Origin of the sequence: Tardiphaga sp. 215_C5_N2_1 (assembly GCF_052076055.1) — a bacterium.
Taxonomy (GTDB): Bacteria; Pseudomonadota; Alphaproteobacteria; order Rhizobiales; family Xanthobacteraceae; genus Tardiphaga; species Tardiphaga robiniae.
The window spans coordinates 1-21829 of sequence record NZ_CP197240.1 but is presented as its reverse complement, the minus strand read 5'-3'; the positions used below and the strand labels follow the sequence as shown (position 1 = coordinate 21829).

The following is a 21829-nucleotide window of genomic DNA, read 5'->3' as shown; positions in this document are numbered from 1 at the left end:
TCAGCGCGGCTTCTCGTCCAGCTGATAGGTCAGATGCGCCTTCACCGTCGACCATTCGCCGGGCAAGATACTATAGACAACCGTGTCGCGCAGCGTGCCGTTCGGCGCAATCTGGTGATTGCGCAGGATGCCGTCCTGCTTGGCGCCGAGCCGCTCGATGGCACGACGGGACTGGTGGTTGAAGAAATGCGTGCGGAATTCCACCGCGATGCAATCCAGCTTTTCGAAAGCATGCTGCAACAGCAGGAGCTTGCACTGGGTATTGAGCGCGGTGCGCTGCACCCACTTGCCATACCAGGTCGAGCCGATCTCGACCCGGCGGTTGGCGGCATCGACATTCATATAGGTCGTCATGCCAGCGATCTTGCCGTCGGCATCCTTCACCGTGAATGGCAGCATCGCGCCTGATGCCTGCAGAGCGAGCCGACGGTCAATCTCGGCGCTCATCTTTTCCGGCGTCGGGATCGCGGTGTACCAGATCTTCGAAAGGTCGCCTGACTTGGCGGCCTCAATCAGGCCATCGCAGTGATCTTTGGCAAGAGGTTCGAGCCGGGCGTGAGGGCCAGAGAGCGTAACGGGTTCAAGCCACGGCATCGGTCTTCCTTCGTTCTAGACGCGCGATCGGACGCAAAACCGGCTTCCACTTTTGCTGATCGCGCTCGGGCTACTTGTTCAAGAAATTGAGCGGCAAGCCACCGCGCGGCCAGTCCATCGCGATCAGCTCGCCCTTGCCTGACAGCGTGATATAGGCCGTCTTCAGCTCGGGGCCGCCGAATGCGATATTCGTGGTGACGCGGTCGCCAGTTTGTATCTGTTCCACCAATTTTCCATCCGGCGCAATCACCGAGATGCAGCCGCTGACCAGCGTTGCGACGCAGACGTTGCCGGAGGCTTCAACCGCGAGAGAATCGAACATCTGATAGCCGCCAAGGCCCGCGATGGGACGGCCGCGCTCGCCGCGATAGATCACCTCGCTCGGCTTCACTTCGCCCGGCGCGCCGACGTCGAAGGCCCACAACCGCGCCGTCGGCGTCTCGGCCACATAGACGGTCTTCTCGTCCGGCGACAGGCCGATGCCATTGGCCGGCAACATGCCGAAATGCCCTTCGACGACTTCGGTGGCACCCGGCTTCATATAATAGAACGCGCCGACATCCATATCGCGGTGCCGGCGTTTGCCGAGATCGGTGAACCAGAGCCCACCCTGCTTGTCGAACACCAGATCGTTCGGCCCCTTCAGCGGATGCGCACCGCATTTGTCGAACAGGGTTTCGACCTTGCCGTTAGAGAGGTCCACGCGCTGGATCGAGCCGCCGATATATTCATGCGGCTCCGGCGCACCGGGCATGATGGCGCCGCGCGATGCCGCCCAGCTGAAACCTCCATTGTTGCAGAGATACATCTTGCCGTCCGGACCGAGCGCAGCACCATTCGGGCCGCCGGGAATTTTCGCGACCACTTCCTTGCGGCCATCGGGCCAGACTCGCGTCAACTGCTGCGCACGGATTTCAACCAGAATGACGGACCCGTCCGGCATCACCACCGGGCCTTCGGGGAATGCGAGATCGGTGGCGAGGACGCGGATATTGGGGCTGGACATGGAAACTCCCTGACATTTTCTTGGTTTGTTATCGCACCTTCGGCGGGTGACGCAGCGTGGCCGAAGTAGAGCAAACATGTCCTGCGCTGCCAAGCCGCGCAAATGCATGGCCACTTGCGTGGAATTTCCATTCAGCTTTAGCTGCGGACAACGAAAACACAAAAATCCGAGGAAGCCCGATGCCGACCGACACCGCAGTTGCGCCTGAAGCCGATGACGAAGTGCTCTACTCTGTCGCCCATGGCATCGCGACCGTCACGCTCAATCGCCCGCAACGGTTGAACACGATCTCACGCGAGATGCTGTCGCAGCTCAGCGAACTGTTCCTGAAAGCGGACGCTGATCCCGAAGTCCGCGTGGTGATCCTGACGGCCACCGGCCGCGCCTTCTGCGCCGGGCTGGACATGGCTAGCGCCACCAAGGGCACCGGCATCGGCTCCACCAATGACGCCAACAACAGCCGCACCACGCTCGATCTCAAGACCGCGCCCCCGATCGTGATGTTCAACATGGAGAAGCCGACCATATGCGCCATGAATGGTGCCGCCGCCGGCTATGGCATGGACGTCGCGCTCGGCTGCGACATGCGCATCATGGCGGAGAGTGCCAAATTCGCCGCGGCCTTCGTGAAACGTGGCGTGGTGCCTGAATCCGGCGGCACCTGGTTTCTGCCGCGCATGATTGGCTGGGCCAAGGCAGCCGAGCTGATCTTCACAGGCCGCACACTGTCGGCGCGCGAAAGCCTCGAAATGGGCCTTGCCAACGAGGTGGTTGATGATGCGGAATTGATGACGCGCGCCAATGCAGTGGCGGCCGAGATTGCCGCCAATGCGCCGCTCGCAGTGCAGGCTGCCAAACGCATGATGCGCTCAGGTCTGTCCGAGAGCTTTGGCGACCACGTCCATCACGTGTTCCTGCAATTGCTGCCGCTGTTTCGCACAGCGGATTTCCGCGAAGGCATGGCGTCGTTTCTTGAAAAGCGCCCAGCCAAATTTACTGGCAAGTGAGCGCGACGCACAAACATATCGACGCGCTGTTGTGCGCCGCGTCATGCTTTGCTGATTAAGTCAGCTTTCCAACTTCAAGGCTTGGTGCATACTCCCGGCATTCGAGCCGCATCACAAAAACCTGCATAGACGGGCCGATGCGGTTGATCGAACCACAGGGAGGACACTTGACCATGCAGCATGACTGGAAAGTTCTGCGAGTGACTTTGCTCGCCGGCGTTGTCGTAGCACTTACGTCCACCGCAAGCCACGCGCAGAAGAAATACGATACTGGTGCCACCGATACCGAGATCAAGATCGGCAACATCATGCCGTATAGTGGCCCGGCGTCCTCCTACGCGACGATCGGAAAAACCGAGGCCGCCTATTTCAAGATGATCAACGAGAAGGGCGGCATCAATGGCCGCAAGATCACCTTCATCAGCTATGACGACGGCTACAGCCCGCCGAAGACGGTGGAGCAAGCGCGCAAGCTGGTCGAGAATGACGAAGTGCTGTTCATCATGAACCCGCTGGGCACGCCGGGAAATACGGCGATCCAGAAATACATGAACACCAAGAAGGTGCCGCAGCTATTCGTCTCGACGGGCGCCGCGAAATGGGCCGATCCGAAGAACTTCCCATGGACCATGGGCTGGCAGCCGAGCTACCAGGCCGAGGCGCGCATCTACGCGCAATACATCATGAAAAATCATCCCGGCAAGAAAGTCGGCGTGCTCTATGCCAATGACGACTTCGGCAAGGATTACATCATCGGACTGCACGAAGGCTTCGGCGACAAGGTCAAAGATTACATCGTCTCCGAGGTGCCTTACGAGACGGCGTCACCGACGGTGGATTCACAGATCGTGCAGATCAAGGCAGCCAATCCGGATGTCTTCATCAACATCGCCACGCCAAAATTCGCTGCACAGGCGATCAAGAAGGTCGGCGAGATGGGCTGGAAGCCCGTCCACATCGTCACCAATGTCTCGGCATCCGTCGGCAGCGTGATGAAGCCCGCGGGCTATGCCAACTCGCAGGACGTGCTCAGCGCGGCCTATATGAAGGATCCCAAGGATCCGACATGGAAGAACGATCCCGGCATGCTGGAATGGTCGGCCTTCATGGACAAGTACTATCCCGAAGGCGACAAGGAAGACGGCGCCACCGTGTTCGGCTACGGCGTCTCGCAGGGCATCGTCCAGGTGCTCAAGCAATGCGGCGACGATCTCACACGCGAAAACATCATGAAGCAGGCGGCGAGCCTGAACATGGAAATCGGCATTTACCTGCCGGGCACCAAGATCAAGACCAGCCCGACCGATTTCAGCCCGCTCGAACAGCTTCAGATGCAGAAGTTCAAGGGCGAAAGCTGGGAGCTGTTCGGACCGCTGATGTCCGGCGAGAAGAACTCGTAAGCGATACGCTGCGGCGTCCCCTCTCTCGAGTCAGAGGGGACGCACGCGTACTGAGCCACGCGCTCTCGTTGCTGGCCCCCTCTCCTCAATCGTGCATACTCGACGCAAGCCGCGGCGATCGACGGTCCACTCAGATGGACCGCACCGCGGACATACAAGACGTTAGAGGAAGCGATGCACAGGACACTGCCCCGCGGGATGACTCTCGCGCTTTCCGCGCTCATGTTCGGCGCGCTGGCCACGCCATCTCACGCGCAGAAGAAATACGATCCCGGCGCCAGCGACACCGAGATCAAGGTCGGCAACATCATGCCCTATAGCGGGCCGGCATCGTCCTATGCCTCGATCGGAAAATCGGAGGCCGCCTATTTCCGGATGATCAACGATCAGGGCGGCATCAACGGCCGCAAGATCAATTTCATCAGCTATGACGATGCCTACTCGCCGCCAAAGACGGTGGAACAGGCGCGCAAGCTGGTCGAGAGCGACGAAGTGCTGCTGCTGTTTAATCCCCTGGGCACCGCCACGAATTCCGCGATCCAGAAATACATGAACCTGAAGAGAGTGCCGCATCTGTTCGTGTCGTCCGGCGCCTCGAAATGGGCCGACCCAAAGCACTTCCCGTGGACCATGGGCTGGTCGCCCAGCTACCACAACGAGGGACGTATCTGGGCCGCGTGGATCCTGAAGAACCATCCCGACGCCAGGATCGGCGTGCTGTTCCAGAACGACGACATGGGGAAGGACTATTTCAGCGGCGTACGCGAAGGACTCGGCGACAAGGCCGACAAGATGATCACGGTACAGGCGAGCTTCGAGACCAGCTCACCGACAGTAGATTCGCAGATCGTCCAGATCAGGACCGCCAATCCCGATGTGTTCCTGAACATCGCCTCGCCCAAGTTCGCCGCGCAGGCGATCAAGAAGGTGGCCGAGCTGAACTGGAAGCCGGTGCAGATGCTGGTCAACGTGTCGCAATCGGTCGGCTCGGTGATCAAGCCCGCAGGCTTCGACAATGCGCAGGGCGTGATCAGCGCAGCCTATATGAAGGACCCCACCGATCCGCAGTGGAAAGAAGATCCGACCATCAAGGAATGGCTTGCCTTCATGGACAAGTATTATCCCGACGGCGACAAGAACGACATCTACACGCTGTACGGCTTCGGCATCGCGCGCACGCTGGCGCATATCCTGGAGCGATGCGGCGACACGCTTACGCGGGAGAATGTGATGAAGCAGGCCACGAACCTCGATTATGAGGTCGGCATCTTCCTGCCCGGTACCCGCGTCAAGACCAGTTCAACCGACTACAGCCCGCTGCAGCAGTTGCAGATGATGCGTTTCAAAGGCGAACGCTGGGAACTGTTCGGACCCGTGTTGAGCAGCGAGTAGGACGAGAGCGCCCTATTTCGCTGCATCCTTGGCAGGCGCTGGCGCATCCTTGGCCGCCGGCGCGTCTTTCGCGGCAGCCGGAGCTTCCTTCGCAGCCGGCGCCGGCTTCTTCTGCACCGCCTGCAGCTCCTCCACCGTCTTCTGCAGGACAACGACGGTAGCCTTCAGCGCTTCGACCTGCCGATTGGCCGCATCCAGCCGCTGTTGCTGATCAAGCCGCAGCTTGCCCAACGTCTGCTGCAGGAAATTGACGTTGCTTTGCAGGCAGCTGGTGCGGCGCTCCATGGTCTTTTCGACCGTGCAGATCTCGATTCCCGGCACATCCTGCGCCTGCGCCTTGGCGGCGCCCAAAATGGTCAGCAATGTCATCGCTAGGATTGTTCGGCCGCGCATCATTTTCCCCATCATGTCCGTCATGCCGCCAAGACCAAGCGGTGCTGGCGCCCGGCTGTCAACCAGGCGTGATGGAAACGAAGAAGATGTCCGCCCGTTCCTTGGACCGGAGCACCTCATGGCGACGCGTGAACGACGGCTGGCCGAATTCGATGGCCAGGGTGATCCTGAGCCTGATCAGGCGGTGCAAGTGTTGTGCGAGGACCACAGCGGCACCTATCAGCTGCCCTTCGCCTGCGTCTTCACAGATGGCGAATGGCGCAATGCCGAGACGGGCAGCATGGTCGAGGCACGCGTGGTCGGATGGCGGCTGCCACGTACAGCGTGAGGGCCGTGTGCCTGCTTTAGAGGGCGGCGGTGCACTGCGCCGACCGGCGCTTATGCGTATAGATAGCCGACAGGCTTGCCCTCGGTCCGCAGGGGGCGAATGTCCTTCTGTGTAATGATCTTGGCCGCCAGGCCGTCGATTTCATCGCGCTGGGTCGGCGTCCAGCTTCGAAGCTGCTCCATGCCTTTCAGCAGGCCGAGCCGGAGGACCTGCGTATTTTCGCCCATCCCGATGAGGCTGGCCGAATTTTTGCCTGCCGTCACGACATCACCAGCCGCAAGTTCGAACGTCTTTCCCGCACTATCCCTGAACTCAGCCGTGCCGCGAATGACGCGATAGATGACAACTTCACCTCTCGCGAAAGAGGCGGCATCCACGGCCGCCGCGGAGCTCTTCGGCAAGAGGGACTTGCCATGCGGATCGGTTGCGATGATGTGACCGGTGACAAGATGACCGCTCGGAGCCTCGATGCCAATATCGCGCACATAGACGGGCGCCGCCGACTTGATGGTGTCATCAGCCAGCAGCTTGAAGAGCGCGTCCAGTGCCAGCGGATCCTGAAGCCAGAAGCCTGCATCGTCCGGGCGATCATGCAGCGCATGGGTCCAGGCCATACGTGGCGTCTCGGCTTCGTTGATCTGATCCGGACCCACGATTGTCGGGTTCGGGAAGGTCGTCGGATCGGTTACGAAGGCTTCGAGAAACTTGCCGGAGTAGCCCATGGAGAGGGGATCGGGCACCACCGTCTGCGGCGTCTTCAGGTTCTCCTCGGTAGACAATCCCGACCAGGTGTAGAACAGCTGACGATGCACGATCGCGCTTTGCAGCATCACTGCGCCAGGGCCGACATTGTAGAAGCGCCCATCGTAATCGAAGGTGAACATGCCCGACGTAACCAGCACGAGCTGGAAGCCGCCTGGTGGCAGGTGGAGATGGAAATCGGTAGGGCCAGTATCTTCGCGATAGATCGGCAGATTGGTCGCGACCTCATGGAGCAGGAAAGTTTCGTTGTTGGCGTGAAAGCCCTCATTGGCGCGGCTATAAAGTGCCTGCGGGCGATAGGTCGCCTCGTATGTCGTGTCCTTGTGCCGATCGATCGCTACGAAATCCCCATGATTCAGGCGGAGAGGATCGCCGTTCGGGTGCTTAAGCCCAGGCCATTTGAGGTCGATCGCAGCATGTACATTCATGGGATCCTCCAACGTGTTTAAAAACACCCGGGGACCGAACTGTGATTGGCGTGCAATCGATCGGCAGCCAACGCAATGCGGCTCGCGAGAAATTGCTGCTATGCGAAAATCGCGCCAGCTTGCGTCAAAGGCGTTTTGATACCAATCGCGCGCGTTAGCAGGCGATCTGGCGGCCAAAACGCGCAAATCCCCGGGCAAGCGCTACAAACTCTGGATACAAGTTGAGCACGCCGTGCCCGATCCGTAAGCCGGCATGGCGTTGCCGAACTATCAATCAGTACTCAACCTCGAGCTCTTCGATATCGGTAGGCTCCTGCCTGGCCGCAGCAATCCATTCCTGCATTTCGGGCAGGTTCATCACCATGCTGGCATAGGCTGATAGCTGCGGATCGAGCTTGACGTCATAGGTCGCGAAGCGCGTCACCACCGGCGCATACATGGCGTCCGCCATGCTGCGGGTGCCGAACAGGAAAGGGCCGCCGGACTTCGACAGACACTCGCGCCAGATTGTGCAGATCCGGTCGATATCGGCTTGCGCGCGCGACCAGACCTTGAAGTTCGGAAAATGCCCCTTGATGTTGACCGGCAGCGACGCTCGCAATGTCGTGAAGCCCGAATGGATTTCACCCGAAATCGAGCGGCAATGCGCCCGCAGGATGCGGTCCGCCGGCAATAGCTTTGCTTCCGGCATGATCTCGTTGAGATATTCGGCGATTGCCAGCGTATCCCAGACCACCGCCCCTTCATGGCGCAGGCAGGGCACCAGGATCGATGAAGACAGCAACAGGATCTCGGCCTTGGCGGAGGCATCGTCCGGCGCCGTAACGACTTCGTCGAACTCAAGGCCTGAGAATTTTGTCAGCAGCCACCCTCGCAATGACCACGACGAGTAGTTCTTGCTGCTGATGGTGAGTGTCGCGTTGGCCATGACTTATCCCCCTTACGCCCGAACCCAGGCAGCCGGTCAGCCCTCGGGGTAACCGGTTCCCGGCTGCCCATTGCTTGTGCTGCTTTAATTTTATTCAGCAAACCACGTGCCAGTTTTCCAGACGAATTGACTCTTCTCTGGCTTCAATATTGCATAGCAACACAGCAGGGATAGCTCCGGATGATGTCAATGATGTATCAGGCCTACCAGAATCACATGGATCTGACAGCACCTTGGCGCACCGGTGCGTCTGCTGCATTGAAGTACCTCAATCTCGTCCCGGCCGGCACGTCCGAGAAACTGTTCGGCCGCCTCGCAGCAGCACTTGAGCTGATCTCACGCTCCGCCCTCACCTATCATCGGCCCGAATTCGATATCGGCAAGGTGATGGTCGGTAACAGCGAGCATGAGGTGACGGAAGAAGTCACCTTCAAGACGCCATTCGGATCGCTGCTACACTTCAAGAAAGAGAACGCGCCGGAGCAGCCGCGCATGCTGCTGGTGGCGCCGATGTCCGGCCACTTCGCGACGCTGCTGCGCGGCACCGTGAAGACCCTGCTGCAGGATCATGACGTCTATATCACAGACTGGCATAACCCGCGCGACATACCGCTCAATCAGGGCAAGTTCGGCCTCGACGAATATACCGAGCACCTGATCACATTCATGAATGAGCTCGGCCCGCGTTCCCACATGGTCGCGATTTGCCAACCGTCCGTGTCGGCGCTGGCTGCAGCAGCTATCATGTCGGAAGACAATCACCCCGCCCGCCCGGCAAGCCTGACATTAATGGCAGGCCCGATCGATACGCGCATTCAGCCGACCAAGGTCAACGAGTTCGCCAAGAGCAAGCCGTTGAAGTGGTTCGAAGAGAACATGATCAACTACGTGCCGTTCCAGTGCAAAGGCGCGTTCCGGCAGGTCTATCCCGGCTTCATTCAGTTGACTGCATTCGTCTCGATGAATCTCGAGCGGCACATCAAGTCACATGTCGATCTCGCCAATCATCTCGCCAAGGGCGAGACCGAGAAGGCAGAAGTCATCAAGACGTTCTATGACGAATATTTCGCCGTGATGGATCTGCCGGGAGAGTTCTATATCGACACCATCCGCGACGTGTTCCAGGAGCACCTGCTGCCGCAGGGCAAGTTGACCTACAAGGGCCGGACCGTGAACTGCGCATCGATCAAGCGCATGGGGCTGATGACCGTCGAGGGCGAGAAGGATGATATCTGCTCGATCGGCCAGACTTTGGCAGCCCAGGATCTCTGCACCGGCGTGCGAGCCTATCGCAAAGTCCATCACATGCAGGCCGGTGTCGGCCATTACGGTGTATTCAGCGGACGCCGTTGGAACAACGAGATCTACCCGCTGCTGCGTGATTTTGTTCACGTCAATTCGTGAAACCCTGCGTTGTATACAAATAGTCGGGCGCCTCACCCAAATTGGTGACGCGGATATCGCAGGAATGGCCTACGTCGATACCGGGGAATTGTTTCGCCGCTGCTTCAGCAGCATAGCAGCGGTTTCTTATTACCGCTTAGGCGGACCGTGTATTGACGACTGCACGATTTTTCACCGGACATACTTACGCATCAAGGCCGGCCATCGTGCCGGCCTTTTTCGTGGATTTTTCAGGCGTCCCGGTCAGGGATCAATTGAACTCGCTGCTGGCCCAGAAGCCGAACCAGGTCCACCTGCCGCTCGACGCCGGTTTTCAAGAAGACGGATTTCAGCTGGGTCCGCACGGTGTTCAGGCTGACGCTCTGCATTTTCGAGATGGCGGTGACTGAGTTGCCATCGATCAAAAGGCTGGTGATCCGCGCTTCAGCCGGCGTCAAATCGAACAAAGCCTGCAGAAGCTCCGGACCCGGGCTGCGCTGCTGGTGGGTGATCGGCGTCAGGAGCAGGATCGACATAGCGCCCGCAAAAACATCGAGGCCAGCCAGACGGAGGGGCAGCACATGCGCGATCAAGGGTGGGCTGTGCTCAGTCCCAGAAATTGGAATTGAACGGCCCGTTTTCGACAGAGACAAGGGCTTGCTTAGCGCCTCGATAAACATGGTCTGAGCGACCTGCGAGGCGAACTGCACCTGATCCTGCGCGCCAATGCCGACAATCGTCGTGCTGGAAATGAACCCAGGATTGGCCGCGATAACGCGCCCCTCCTGACTGACCGCACTCGCGGGAAGGCCAATCATCTGAAGTGTCGCAACCGCCGTGCGGGCACGTTCGAAGCCCAGACGACCAGACAACACCGCCGCGCGGGCCAAATGAGGCCGGAGGCCATCCAGTTGATCCGCCACAGCGCGTTCAACCGGCCCCTTGGCGTAAGCCTTCTCGACCGAAATCACGAGCGTATCACCGGAGGGAGACCGCACCGAGGTACCGGCGCACCAGCCGAGACCCGCCGGCCGGAGAATGTCCCGATAGAAGCTCTCATTGTCGAGTTCTTCCATCGTGAACCGGTCCAGGTCCGTCAGAAACCACGGCTCGTTTTCCGCGATTAGTCTGGCGCTTCGTGGATTCTTGGTCGCATAGGGACTCTTGGTCCAACGATCGATCCGCTCGCGAATTCTCTCAGATGACGTCCACCGCGGAATGCCAGGCGCGGATGCGAAAATCATCGCACCTTCGGCATCTGCCATCTCCGCCAGGCGATCGAACACCTGCGGCCAACGCTCCGGCAAAACTCCCGCTTCATAAATCTCGTCGACGAGCGTTTCAAAATTCACGGATGTATCCAGCAAAACGGTTTCCGGCGGCTCGCGTCTCGGTCATCACGGTCAGAAAGCAGCACCCATCATGCAACACCGCAGACATCGGACAATTCCCGAGACCATTCGGAAATCTGCGACCACGATGCTGATGTGCGCGAAATGCCACTTTCGCCAGCCGCCGTTCAGGAGGCGAATGGTATTCACCGCCTAACTAGACCGGTCTCGCGCTGCTCGCCAGTGTCAAGCGAGAGATTTTATGCCAGAGGCGCTTTTGCCGGCGGCAACTCCCGCGGCAAAATCAATGCAGCGACGATCACCAGCGCCGACAAGGCGGCAAAGGCGTGCAACATCATGATGAAGCCACCCTGCTCGTACAACCACGCGACAAGCCCGACCGAGGCTCCCGCTGCGGTAAAGCCAACGAAATAACGCACGGCGTAGGCGCGCGACCGCCACTCCTCGCTTGTATACTTGCCGACGATCGCCTCGTTGACGGTGATCTGCCCGAACAGACCAATGATAATGCCGATCGCGACGACAATCAGTGAGATGTTCGATTGCGACGCTGCGAAATACAGGAACGGCGCGAGCACCAGCGACAACGGAACGCTCACCGCCTTCAGCGAGTGCTTATCGATCAGTTTGCCAATGTTGTACTGGGTTGCCGCGCCGAAGACATAAACGCAGGCGGCAATGATGCCGAGCAATGCCGGGCTGTCGGTCATGTCGGACAAACGCTCGGCAAACAGTTTTGGCAGCGCGACGGTGATGGCGTTGAAGACGGTGGAGATCGCTACCACCGTGACCAACAATGCAAGGATCACACGCCACATGTCGGACTTCGCGACGCGCGCTTGCGCCGCCGCCTGTTTGAATCCCGAGCGATCTTCATGTGCGACCTCGCGCATGAAGACAACACCAGCTGCAACAGTGACGAGGCCGGGAATGATGAAGGCCCAGCGCCAGCCGAGGAACTGACCGAGTACGCCGGTGATCAGTGCGGAAGACGCCACGCCGAAATTGCCGAACACGCCGTTAATGCCCATCGCGCTGCCGAGCTTGTCGGCATAGGAGACGATCATCGCCGTGCCGACCGGATGATAGATCGACGCGAACAGGCCAACCGAGAACAGCGCCGCACCAAGCTGCAAAGGCGTCTGCACCAGGCCGACAGCCATCATCGACAGACCGATGCCGTAGAAGAAGATCACCATCATATGGCGACGGCTCCAGCGGTCCCCGAGCCAACCGGTCACCAACGAGCCGGCCCCAAACGCCATGAAGCCCGGCGTCGCATAGGGCAGCAGCTCGGTATAGGTCATATTCATGGCCGGACCCATCACGAGCACCGCTGCCGCAAAGATCAGCATCGCGTAGTGGTCGATGAAATGGGCGACATTAACGAGGGTGATGACCCGGCTGGGGACGTTCATGAATCGATTCCTTGGCAACCTTGGAATGCCGTTATATGAGCTTGCTCTAACGGGATGTTGCCAATGAATGTCGCAGAACCGCCAATCCTGGACTTATCGAAGCGCCGGCGCTCGGCGACCGACGGTGTCCACATCCTGGCGACGCGCTACCTCAAGGGTATCCGGCTGGACACTCATGCCCATCGCGAGGCGCAACTCGTGTTCGCCGCTGCGGGCACCATGCAGGTGACAACCCCGAAGGGCCGCTGGCTAGTGCCACCGGATCGCGCGGTCTGGGTGCCAGCCCACCTGCCCCACGCCATCGACGTTCTGGCCGACATCGAGATGCGCTCGCTGTATTTCAACGTCGACTGGCTGGCGCGGGATCGACGCAATGGCGATCTCGCCGCGGAGTTCGTGGTTCGCGTGTCGCGCCTGTTGCACGAGTCGATCCTGGCGCTGTTCGATGGGCGCGATGACGTCGCACGGAATCGGTTATTGATCGAGATTGCCATGCTCGAACTGCATCAGGCGGGCGATCCCACGACCTTCATGCCGCTGCCGCAAGAGCCGCGCTGCCGACGCGCCGCGGAGATGGTGCTGGCCGATCCGACGCAGGCTTACGAGATCGAAACTTTGGCGCGCGCTGTCGGCACGTCGGCACGTACACTATCGCGGCTTTTTTCGGCAGAGACGCAATTGAGCTTCAAGAGCTGGTGTCAACGCGCGCGGATCGCGGAGGCGATCGAACGCCTGTCGATGAACCGCAACGCCTCGGTGAAGCAGCTCGCTGCCGATCTCGGCTATGCCAGCTTCTCGGCGTTTTCGCACGCGTTCCGGCAAGTGACGGGCAAGAGCCCGACAGAGTTTATCGAGGCGAAGTAGCGCCGCTTAGCGCGGCACCACCGCAGTCGCCTCGATCTCGACGCGCGCGGCGAGTTCAACCAGACGCACGACCTGCACCAGCGCCATCGCAGGATAATGCGGTCCAAAGATCTCGCGATAGGCCTGACCGAGCGCTTTCAGATTGCCGAGATACTCTTCCATATCGACGACATACCAGGTCAACCGCACGAGATGCTCGGGCTTCGCGCCACCTTCCGCGAGAATGTCGGAAATGTTCTGCAGTGCCTGACGAACCTGCGACACGAAATCCGGCTTCAGCTTCTCCTCGGCATCCCAACCGATCACGCCGCCGGTCACGACGATGCGGCCATCGGCCGTCATGCCGTTGGCATAGCCCTTGGGCTTCGGCCAGCCACTCGGCTGCAATGCGCGCGAAACGGATGCTGCAACATCGCCCTTTGCGTTTGGCACCACGGTCAATGTCGGGCCTTTTGGTGCATTCACCGGGCAATCCTCCCTGAAAGAAACGTCTTCAAACTTATGCGGCAACGGTCGGTGACGCGCCCGCCGCAGCCTGCTGGCGAAGCGCAAAGCGCTTCAGCTTGCCGGTCTCGGTCTTGGGCAGTTGCGTCACAAACTCGATGGCGCGCGGATATTTGTAAGGCGCGATCTCGCGCTTCACGTGGTTCTGCAACTCGGTTGCCAGCGCGTCGCTCCCTGCCTGACCGGGAGCGAGAACGACATAAGCCTTTACGATCATGCCGCGGTCGGCATCGGGGCAACCGACAACGCCGCAATCGACCACGGCTTCATGGGTGAGCAACGCAGCTTCAACGTCGGGGCCAGCGATATTGTACCCCGCCGACACGATCATGTCGTCGGAGCGCGACTGATACCAGAAGTAACCATCCTCATCCATCAGGAAGGTATCGCCGGTGATATTCCAGCCGTTTTGCACGAATTTGAGCTGACGCGGATCAGCGAGATACTTGCAGCCCGTCGGGCCTTTGACTGCGAGGCGACCTAGCGTGCCCGGCGCCACTTCGTTGCCTTCGTCGTCGATAATCTTGGCGACATAGCCGGGCACCGGCTTACCCGTGGAGCCCGGGCGGATTTCTTCCTCAATGGCGCAGATGAAGATGTGCAGCATTTCGGTGCCGCCGATGCCATCCATCAGCTTGATGCCGGTCGCCTTCAGCCATGCATCATAGGTGCCCTTCGGCAACGTTTCGCCTGCCGACACGCATTTGCGGAGCGTCGAGAGATCGTACTGGTCGATCTTGCCGAGGATGGCCCGATAGGCGGTCGGCGCGGTGAAGCACACAGTGACCTTGTGCTTGGCAACGGCCACAGGCAGCTCGTCGGGACCAGCCTTCTCAAGCACCACGAAGGACGCGCCAATATGCAGCGGGAACAGTACGCCACCGAAACCGAACGTGAAGGCCAGCGGCGCCGAACCGATGAAGCGATCTTCCGGACTGGCGCGTAGCACATTGCGCGCAAAGCCGTCGCACACCGCAAGCATGTCGCGGTGGAAATGCATGGTGCCCTTCGGGTCGCCCGTCGTGCCCGAAGTGAAGGCGATCAGGCAGATATCATCCGAAGCCGTATCGACAGCGGTGAATTCCGGGCTCGCCTCGGCGATCATCTTGTCGAGTTCGGCTTCGCCGGTGCCCCAATAGACAACGCGCTTGAGTTCGGGCGAAACCGCCTTGGCCTTCTCCATCTCGTCCGACAGCTTGCTGTCGCATAACGCCAGCGAGATCTTCGCCTTCTGCAGCGGATAGGACAGTTCCTTGGCGCGCAGCAGCGGCATGGTCGACACGCAGACGCCGCCGGCCTTGATGATGGCGAGATAGGTCGCAACCATCATCGGATTGTTGGCCGAACGCAGCAGCACGCGACCGCCGGTAACCAGGCCAAGCTTGTTGACCAGAACGTTGCTGATCTTGTTCACGAGCTCATAGAGCTCGCGATAGGTGTAGCTCTCGTTCAGCCCGATCATGCACGGCGCATCGCCGCGCCCCTCGGCGACCCAGCGATCGAGAAATGGCACCACGCAATTGATGCGCGGCGGATAGTGAAATTCCGGCCGGGTGAACAGAAACTCCGGTAGCTGTTCCGGCGGGGGCATATTGTCCCGCGCGAACGTATCAACATGCGCCGTAAAAGGCTTTGTCAGCTGAGTATCAGCGGCCATTGCAATGCTCCCGTCACGTCAGATGCCCGGCAACGTCATCCAAATATCATTTTAGACTTAAAACAGTTTTCCGCAACTGCGGAGTCTTGGGGCACGCCGAAATTTTCGGCGGAGGATGCGAATTTGCGCAGTTTGTTTAGGCAACCGCGCCTAAAGCGTGGCCAGCGCCTTTAGCCGCAGCACCATGGCGGACTGCGGATCGGCCAGTGGTGCGACGGCGGTAAAATGATTTGCGCCGGGAAGCGCCTCAAGGCGCGCGGGAATATGGACACCCCAGGCGTCGACGATGCTTTGGCTCTGCCGCAAATATTCGACACCCTCGTCGCCACCAACCACCGCATCGAGAGACCCGTGCGAAGGCGCCGGCCAGAACAACGGACTGACCTCACGGGCGCCGGCATCGTTCAAATGCAATGCATTGTTGATCGACGTCGGCACCAGCGGCGCCAGATCGAACAACCCGGAGATCGCATAGGCACCGACAATCAGGTCCTGCGGCAGCGCGGAATCGAGCGCGCGCCAGTCCGTCGCCAGCATGCAGGCCGCGAGATGACCGCCCGCCGAATGGCCCGACACGACGAGCCGCCTGCCGAGCTTCGCCAGCTCGCGGGTCGCCGCACGCATCTGCGCGATGATATCACCGACCGAGACGTTCGGACACAAATCGTAGCTGGGGATCGCCACGCTGATGCCATGGCTGTTCAGCCCGCGCGCCAGATGGCTGAAGAACGAGGCATCCAGCGCCTGCCAGTAGCCACCGTGAATGAAGACGACAATCGGACCTTTGTCGCCGGCGGGAAAGTAGTCGATCGTGTGCCGTGCGCCTGAGCCATATGGAATGGCCCGCATCTGCACGCCGCTGTCGCGATAGGCTTTGGCGTCCTGTGCCCAGCCGGCGATCAGCGCAGAGCTTTCCGGGACTTTTGCGCGATTGTTGTATTCGGCTTCGAGATCGATCACTGCACTCACCGCGTCGCGTTTACGGCACCTTGCCGTTCGCTGCCTTTTGCGCCGCTTTCTGCGCAGAAGCCTTGGTCTTGGCCAGTAAACGCATCAGTTCGCGGACATCCTTCGGCGCCAGATCCGCGAAGATTTCAGCGATCCAGGTCTCGTGTTCTTCAGCCATCTTGCGGAACTCCGCACGGCCTAGTTTGGTAAGCCGTATCACCTGCACCCGACGATCGGTGTCGGAGGTGCGGCGATCAACGTGGCCGGATTCCACGAGACGCTCGACCAGGCCGGTCACGTTGCCGTTCGACACCATCATCCGCTTCGAGACATCCGACAGGGTCATACCGTCGGGCACCTTGTCGAGCTGGGCCATCAGGTCGAAGCGCGGCAGCGTGACATCGAAGCGCTCGCGCAAGCGGCTGCGGACTTCGCCCTCGATCAAGGTCGTACAGGTCAAGAGCCGGAGCCACAGGCGCAGCTCATCGCCGTGATCATCGGGAAGTTCGACGGCCTTGGTCTCGGAGTCGAGAATCATGATGCAATCTTACCTGCTTGAAGCTCCTGCGGCGGCCGAGAGACCGGCAATCCACAATCTCGTACCGCCCCATACCGATCCTTTGACCTTCAAGGAATTTCCGTCCGACCGCAAGCCAAAACGCCGCAGCCTTGACCGCCGTCGATTTTGAATATTTCTTTAAGGTTCAAATAAATTGGCCTACGGTTTGCATAGCGTATTCGGCTGATTTCTGACGCCTGGAAGTCATTTACATTGCTTGCGGCTGCGCCCGTCGTGAGCATAATCTAGGCAAAAGAACAGAATTCTGGGTTGGCACGTTTTTCGGCTGCCTGTCGCGGCCGAGTGGAGGAGAAGTTAATGAAGCAGTCTTTCAAACTGGCCGGTTTGGCCGCCCTGATGATGAGCGTTTCGGCCATCCCGGCCATGGCGCAGGAAAAGATCAAGGTCGGCGTGATCGTGTCGCTGTCGGGCGCCGGTGCCGTGCTCGGCCAGCAGGCGCGCGACGGCTTCAACCTCGCCGTCAAGGATCTCGGCGGCAAGATGGGCGGCAAGGACGTCGAAGTCATCGTCGTCGATGACGAACTCAAGCCGGACGTCGCCGTGACCAAGGTCAAGGGCCTTCTAGAGCGTGACAAGGTCGACTTCGTGGTCGGCCCGATCTTCTCAAACATCCTGGGCGCGATCCACAAGCCGGTCACCGAGAACAAGACCTTCCTGATCTCGCCGAATGCCGGTCCGTCGAGCTACGCGGGCAAGGAGTGCAATCCGTATTTCTATGTGACCTCGTATCAGAACGACCAGATCCACCAGATCCTCGGTAACGTCGCCCAGAAGCGCGGCTACAAGAAGATCTATCTAATGACCCCGAACTATCAGGCCGGCAAGGACTTCGTCGCCGGCGTGAAGATGGACTTCAAGGGCGAGATCCTTGAGGAATCCTTCATCCCGCTCGGCACGCTCGACTTCCAGGCCGAGCTCTCCAAGATCGCATCGATGAAGCCTGACGCCGTGCTCACCTTCATGCCGGGCGGCATGGGCGTGAACCTCGTCAAGCAGTACAAGCAGGCCGGCCTGCTCGACCGCATTCCGTTCCTGTCGACCTTCACCGTCGATGAATCGACGCTGCCGGCTCAGCAGGACGCGGCGATCGGCATGTTCGGCGGCTCGAACTGGGCACCGACCCTCGACACTCCGCAGAACAAGAAGTTCGTCGCGGAATACGAGAAGGCCTATAACAGCGTGCCGGCGACCTACGCCTTCCAGTCCTATGACGCGGCCATGCTGATCAACAGCGCCGTCGTTGCCGTGAAGGGCGACCTCTCGGACAAGGCCAAGGTGGCTGCAGCCATGAAGAAGGCAGACTTCCCGTCGATCCGCGGCGGCTTCAAGTTCAGCAACAACGGCTATCCCGTTCAGGACTTCTTCCTGACCAAGGTTGCCAAGCGCGCTGACGGCAAGTTCCAGACCGAGATCGTCGAGAAGGTGTTCTCGAACTACGGCGATCGCTACGCCAAGGACTGCGCTGCGCAGTAATCGCCCTGGCGATCACTCATCACCGGGCCGTTGCCGCGAAGGCGGGACGGCCCGGTGTTTTATCGGCCGTGTTTATCTCAGTATAGAAACCAAGTTATCTGATGACCCTCACGCTTGCCCTCGTCCAGATCCTGAACGGCTTGCAGTTCGGATTGATCCTATTCCTGATCGCCGCCGGCCTCACGCTGGTGTTCGGCGTCATGGACTTCATCAATCTTGCGCATGGTGTGCAATACATGGTCGGCGCCTATCTGGTCGCCGCCTTCACCGCCATGACCGGAAGTTTCGTCGCCGGCCTCGCACTGGCGCTACCAGCAGCCCTGATTTTCGGACTCCTGCTGGAGGTCCTGATCTTTCGACATTTGTATGATCGCGACCATCTCGATCAGGTGCTCGCCACCTTTGGGGTCATCATCTTCCTCAATCAGGCCGTGAAATACATCTGGGGCGCTGCGCCGCTAAATGTTGCAATTCCTGACGCCCTGTCGGGCGCGATCGAGATCACCGACGGCATGCTCTATCCGGTGTGGCGTCTCGTCATCATCGCCGTCGGTCTTGCTGTCGGCCTCGCGCTCTATCTCGTCGTCAACAAGACCAAGCTTGGCATGCTCGTGCGTGCCGGCGCCAGCAACGCCGCCATGGTCTCCGCGCTGGGCGTCAACATCCGCCTGCTGTTCACCATCGTGTTCGGCGTCGGCGCCATGCTCGCGGGCTTCGCCGGCGCCATGGTTGCACCGATCCTCTCGGTAGAGCCCGGCATGGGCGACAATGTGCTCATTCTTGCTTTCGTGGTGATCGTCATCGGCGGCATCGGCTCGATCCGCGGTGCCTTCATCGCGGCGCTGCTGATCGGTCTCGTCGATACGCTCGGACGTTTCTTCGCGCCCACGCTGCTCAAGCTGCTGCTTGATCCCTCGGCGGCCAGCCAGACCGGCCGCGCCATTGCGCCGATGCTGATCTATATCCTGATGGCTGCGGTGCTGTTCTTCCGGCCATCCGGCCTGTTCCCGTCCAAACAGTAACGGGAGCAGACCATGAACAATCTCGTCGACCTCGACACCCCCGCTTCGCCTGCCCTCGCAACGCCGCTGCGTACTAGCCGCGCCTATGTGCTGCCGCTGATCGTTTTCGCGATCTTCGCCCTGGTGCCGCTCTCGGTGCTGTGGGGATCGCAGAGCTTCATCCTGGCGTTGGTCACGCGCATCATGATCCTGGCGCTCGCCGCCATGTCGCTCGATCTGCTGATCGGCTACGGCGCGATGATCTCGTTCGGCCATGCCGCCTATGTCGGTCTCGGCGCCTACAGCGTCGCGATCCTTTCCAGCCACGGAATCACCGACGGCTTCATCCAGCTTGCGGTGGCGCTCGGTGTCTCGCTCATCTTCGCTCTCTTCACAGGCGCGATCTCGCTGCGGACCAAGGGCGTCTATTTCATCATGATCACGCTGGCTTTCGGCCAGATGCTGTTCTTCCTCGGCACGTCGCTGGCTGCCTATGGCGGCGACGACGGGCTAACGCTGGCATCGCGCAGCATGTTCTTCGGCTCGAAGTTCCTGAAGAACGATGTGGCGATGTATTACGTCGCCTTCGGCGTGCTGCTCGGCGCTTATCTGCTGCTCCGCGCCATCGTCGCGTCACGCTTCGGTCGGGTGCTACGCGGCATTCGCGAGAATCCCGTGCGCATGGAAGCGATCGGCTTTGCGCCCTATCGTTATCAGCTCACCGCCTACGTCATTGCGGGCATGATCGCCGGCGTGTCCGGGTTTCTGCTCGCCAACCAGACCGAATTCGTTAGCCCCGCCTATACGGCCTGGCAACGCTCCGGCGATCTGATTTTTGTGCTGGTCCTTGGTGGCCTCGGCTCACTGCATGGCGCAATCATCGGCGCGGCGGTGTTCAGCCTGCTGGCGGATATTCTGTCGCATTACACCGAGAACTGGGCGCTGATCTTCGGACCCATCTTGATCCTCGTCGTGCTGTACGCGCGCGGGGGCATCACCGGCCTGTTCGGGAGCAAATCATGAACAGCGCTCCGCTTCAGCTGCAGAACATCTGCAAGAATTACGGCGCGCTACGCGTCACCGACGATGTGTCGCTGAACATCGAAGCCGGCGAGTTGCACGCCATCATCGGCCCCAACGGTGCCGGCAAGACCACGCTGATCCACCAGATCTCCGGGCACGCACAATCGGACTCCGGCCGTATCATCTTCGATGGACAGGACGTTTCGCGTTTGCCGATGGCGGAGCGCGCGCGGATGGGCCTGGTGCGCTCGTTCCAGATCACCTCGATCCTGCCACGCTTCTCGGCGCTGGAGAATGTCGCCATCGCCGTTCAGGCACGCAGCGGCTCGAGCTTCAGTTTCTTCGGCAATGCATCCAAGGAGCCGGCGCTGAACGACACCGCCATGGCCCTGCTGTCGCGCTTCGGCCTCGCCGCTCGCGCAGGCGTGCCGGCTGGGCAGATGTCGCATGGCGAGAAACGCCAGCTCGAAATCGCCATTGCGCTGGCGGCGAAGCCGAAACTGCTGCTGCTCGACGAACCGCTCGCCGGCACCAGCCACGATGAATCGCAGCGGCTGATCAACACGTTGCAGGAACTGCGCAAGGAGCTTCCCATCGTGCTGATCGAGCACGATATGGACGCCGTGTTCGCACTGGCTGACCGCGTCTCGGTCCTCGTTTACGGCCGCATCATCGCCTCCGGTTCGCCGCAGAGCATTCGTGACAATGCGGAAGTCCGCGCTGCCTATCTCGGCGAGGAGGCCGCCTGATGCTCTCAGTCTCAAATCTCCAGGCGGCTTACGGCGCGGCCAAGGTCCTGTTCGATATCTCACTCACCATCAATGCCGGCGAGGTCGTCACCCTGCTCGGCCGCAACGGCATGGGCAAGACGACCACCATCAACGCCATCATGGGCCTGATCCATCCAACCGGCGGCACCGTCACATTCGACGACAAGCCGATGGCCGGGTTGCCGTCCTATCGCATCGCCCAGGCCGGCATCGGTCTCGTGCCCGAGGGCCGTCAGATCTTTCCGACGCTGACCGTCGAGGAAAACCTGGTCGCCACCGCCGCCGTGCGGCATCCGCCGGCGCGCTGGACGCTGGACAAGATCTACGAGCTCTTTCCACGCCTCAAGGAGCGTCGCAGCAATCTCGGGACGCAGCTCTCGGGCGGCGAGCAGCAGATGCTGGCCGTCGGCCGCGCGCTGATGACCAATCCGAAATTGCTCATTCTCGATGAGGCCACCGAAGGCCTTGCGCCGCTCATTCGTCTTGAGATCTGGGATTGCCTGAAGAAGCTCAAGGCCGAGCGTCAGTCCATTCTGGTGATCGACAAGAATGTCGATGCGCTGGCCGGCTTCGCCGATCGCCACGTGGTCATCGAAAAGGGCCGCGTCGTGTGGACCG

22 protein-coding genes are annotated in these 21829 nt (G+C 60.3%); 11 read left to right on the top strand and 11 right to left on the bottom strand.

Annotated features, from left to right (window positions below):
- Positions 1-594 carry a GNAT family N-acetyltransferase gene (locus AB7828_RS00110; RefSeq protein WP_441229036.1) on the bottom strand — a complete coding sequence of 198 codons (594 nt, stop codon included), beginning with the start codon at positions 592-594 and terminating at the stop codon, positions 1-3.
- A 70-nt stretch (positions 595-664) separates the two neighbouring features.
- Positions 665-1600: an SMP-30/gluconolactonase/LRE family protein gene (locus AB7828_RS00105; RefSeq protein WP_068732201.1), complete on the bottom strand. Its 936-nt coding sequence runs from the start codon at positions 1598-1600 to the stop codon at positions 665-667.
- A 179-nt stretch (positions 1601-1779) separates the two neighbouring features.
- On the opposite strand from AB7828_RS00105, the gene AB7828_RS00100 reads away from it, so the two are divergent.
- The 3 genes from AB7828_RS00100 to AB7828_RS00090 all read left to right on the top strand — a co-directional run bounded on the left by AB7828_RS00100 (position 1780) and on the right by AB7828_RS00090 (position 5399).
- The gene (locus AB7828_RS00100) at positions 1780-2607 is read left to right on the top strand and encodes an enoyl-CoA hydratase/isomerase family protein (protein ID WP_068732199.1); all 828 of its coding nucleotides are present in this window, start codon (positions 1780-1782) and stop codon (positions 2605-2607) included.
- Positions 2608-2780: 173 nt separating this feature from the next.
- Positions 2781-4007 (top strand): ABC transporter substrate-binding protein, encoded by a 1227-nt coding sequence (locus AB7828_RS00095; RefSeq protein WP_175367300.1) that lies wholly within the window; start codon positions 2781-2783, stop codon positions 4005-4007.
- A gap of 198 nt (positions 4008-4205) precedes the next feature.
- Positions 4206-5399, top strand: a complete 1194-nt coding sequence (locus AB7828_RS00090; RefSeq protein WP_441229035.1) for an ABC transporter substrate-binding protein — start codon at positions 4206-4208, stop codon at positions 5397-5399.
- A 12-nt stretch (positions 5400-5411) separates the two neighbouring features.
- Here AB7828_RS00090 and AB7828_RS00085 read toward each other — a convergent pair whose 3' ends face one another.
- Entirely contained in the window at positions 5412-5792 is a 381-nt protein-coding gene (locus AB7828_RS00085; protein ID WP_441229034.1) for a hypothetical protein, read from the bottom strand.
- 118 nt (positions 5793-5910) lie between these two features.
- Between AB7828_RS00085 and AB7828_RS00080 the strand changes: the two genes are divergently transcribed.
- Complete coding sequence (locus AB7828_RS00080; protein ID WP_441229033.1) at positions 5911-6120, top strand: hypothetical protein; 210 nt, start codon at positions 5911-5913, stop codon at positions 6118-6120.
- Between the two features lie 50 nt (positions 6121-6170).
- On the opposite strand, the gene AB7828_RS00075 is transcribed toward AB7828_RS00080, so the two are convergent.
- Both AB7828_RS00075 and AB7828_RS00070 read right to left on the bottom strand, forming a co-directional pair.
- Complete coding sequence (locus AB7828_RS00075) at positions 6171-7310, bottom strand: hypothetical protein (protein ID WP_441232172.1); 1140 nt, start codon at positions 7308-7310, stop codon at positions 6171-6173.
- A 274-nt stretch (positions 7311-7584) separates the two neighbouring features.
- Positions 7585-8238, bottom strand: coding sequence for a glutathione S-transferase family protein (locus tag AB7828_RS00070; protein ID WP_093760630.1), 654 nt, complete (start codon positions 8236-8238; stop codon positions 7585-7587).
- A gap of 180 nt (positions 8239-8418) precedes the next feature.
- On the opposite strand from AB7828_RS00070, the gene phaZ reads away from it, so the two are divergent.
- Entirely contained in the window at positions 8419-9642 is a 1224-nt protein-coding gene (gene phaZ / locus AB7828_RS00065) for a polyhydroxyalkanoate depolymerase (RefSeq protein ID WP_439063300.1), read from the top strand.
- Between the two features lie 230 nt (positions 9643-9872).
- On the opposite strand, the gene AB7828_RS00060 is transcribed toward phaZ, so the two are convergent.
- Together AB7828_RS00060 and AB7828_RS00055 are read right to left on the bottom strand one after the other, a co-directional pair.
- Positions 9873-10973, bottom strand: a complete 1101-nt coding sequence (locus tag AB7828_RS00060) for a helix-turn-helix transcriptional regulator (protein ID WP_441229032.1) — start codon at positions 10971-10973, stop codon at positions 9873-9875.
- A gap of 239 nt (positions 10974-11212) precedes the next feature.
- Complete coding sequence (locus AB7828_RS00055) at positions 11213-12391, bottom strand: MFS transporter (RefSeq protein ID WP_089267410.1); 1179 nt, start codon at positions 12389-12391, stop codon at positions 11213-11215.
- A 63-nt stretch (positions 12392-12454) separates the two neighbouring features.
- Between AB7828_RS00055 and AB7828_RS00050 the strand changes: the two genes are divergently transcribed.
- Positions 12455-13255, top strand: a complete 801-nt coding sequence (locus AB7828_RS00050; RefSeq protein WP_441229031.1) for an AraC family transcriptional regulator — start codon at positions 12455-12457, stop codon at positions 13253-13255.
- A 6-nt stretch (positions 13256-13261) separates the two neighbouring features.
- On the opposite strand, the gene AB7828_RS00045 is transcribed toward AB7828_RS00050, so the two are convergent.
- The 4 genes from AB7828_RS00045 to AB7828_RS00030 all read right to left on the bottom strand — a co-directional run bounded on the left by AB7828_RS00045 (position 13262) and on the right by AB7828_RS00030 (position 16902).
- Positions 13262-13720: a RidA family protein gene (locus tag AB7828_RS00045; protein ID WP_175367237.1), complete on the bottom strand. Its 459-nt coding sequence runs from the start codon at positions 13718-13720 to the stop codon at positions 13262-13264.
- Positions 13721-13754: 34 nt separating this feature from the next.
- Complete coding sequence (locus AB7828_RS00040) at positions 13755-15422, bottom strand: AMP-binding protein (RefSeq protein WP_420878662.1); 1668 nt, start codon at positions 15420-15422, stop codon at positions 13755-13757.
- A gap of 144 nt (positions 15423-15566) precedes the next feature.
- Positions 15567-16385 (bottom strand): alpha/beta hydrolase, encoded by an 819-nt coding sequence (locus AB7828_RS00035; protein WP_093760642.1) that lies wholly within the window; start codon positions 16383-16385, stop codon positions 15567-15569.
- 10 nt (positions 16386-16395) lie between these two features.
- Positions 16396-16902, bottom strand: a complete 507-nt coding sequence (locus AB7828_RS00030; RefSeq protein ID WP_441229030.1) for a MarR family winged helix-turn-helix transcriptional regulator — start codon at positions 16900-16902, stop codon at positions 16396-16398.
- A gap of 339 nt (positions 16903-17241) precedes the next feature.
- Here AB7828_RS00030 and AB7828_RS00025 point away from each other — a divergent pair, with 339 nt between their 5' ends.
- The 5 genes from AB7828_RS00025 to AB7828_RS00005 form a co-directional block, all read left to right on the top strand.
- Complete coding sequence (locus AB7828_RS00025) at positions 17242-18417, top strand: ABC transporter substrate-binding protein (RefSeq protein ID WP_093760644.1); 1176 nt, start codon at positions 17242-17244, stop codon at positions 18415-18417.
- Between the two features lie 101 nt (positions 18418-18518).
- The gene (locus AB7828_RS00020; RefSeq protein ID WP_231077630.1) at positions 18519-19439 is read left to right on the top strand and encodes a branched-chain amino acid ABC transporter permease; all 921 of its coding nucleotides are present in this window, start codon (positions 18519-18521) and stop codon (positions 19437-19439) included.
- A gap of 12 nt (positions 19440-19451) precedes the next feature.
- The gene (locus AB7828_RS00015; RefSeq protein WP_184514561.1) at positions 19452-20441 is read left to right on the top strand and encodes a branched-chain amino acid ABC transporter permease; all 990 of its coding nucleotides are present in this window, start codon (positions 19452-19454) and stop codon (positions 20439-20441) included.
- A complete protein-coding gene (locus AB7828_RS00010) occupies positions 20438-21190 on the top strand; it encodes an ABC transporter ATP-binding protein (protein WP_184514559.1) in 753 nt (250 codons plus the stop codon). The genes AB7828_RS00015 and AB7828_RS00010 overlap by 4 nt, the downstream gene beginning before the upstream one ends.
- Positions 21190-21829, top strand: a 640-nt coding sequence (locus AB7828_RS00005; protein WP_441229029.1) for an ABC transporter ATP-binding protein, incomplete at its 3' end; no start/stop codon positions are given. The genes AB7828_RS00010 and AB7828_RS00005, both read left to right, overlap by 1 nt.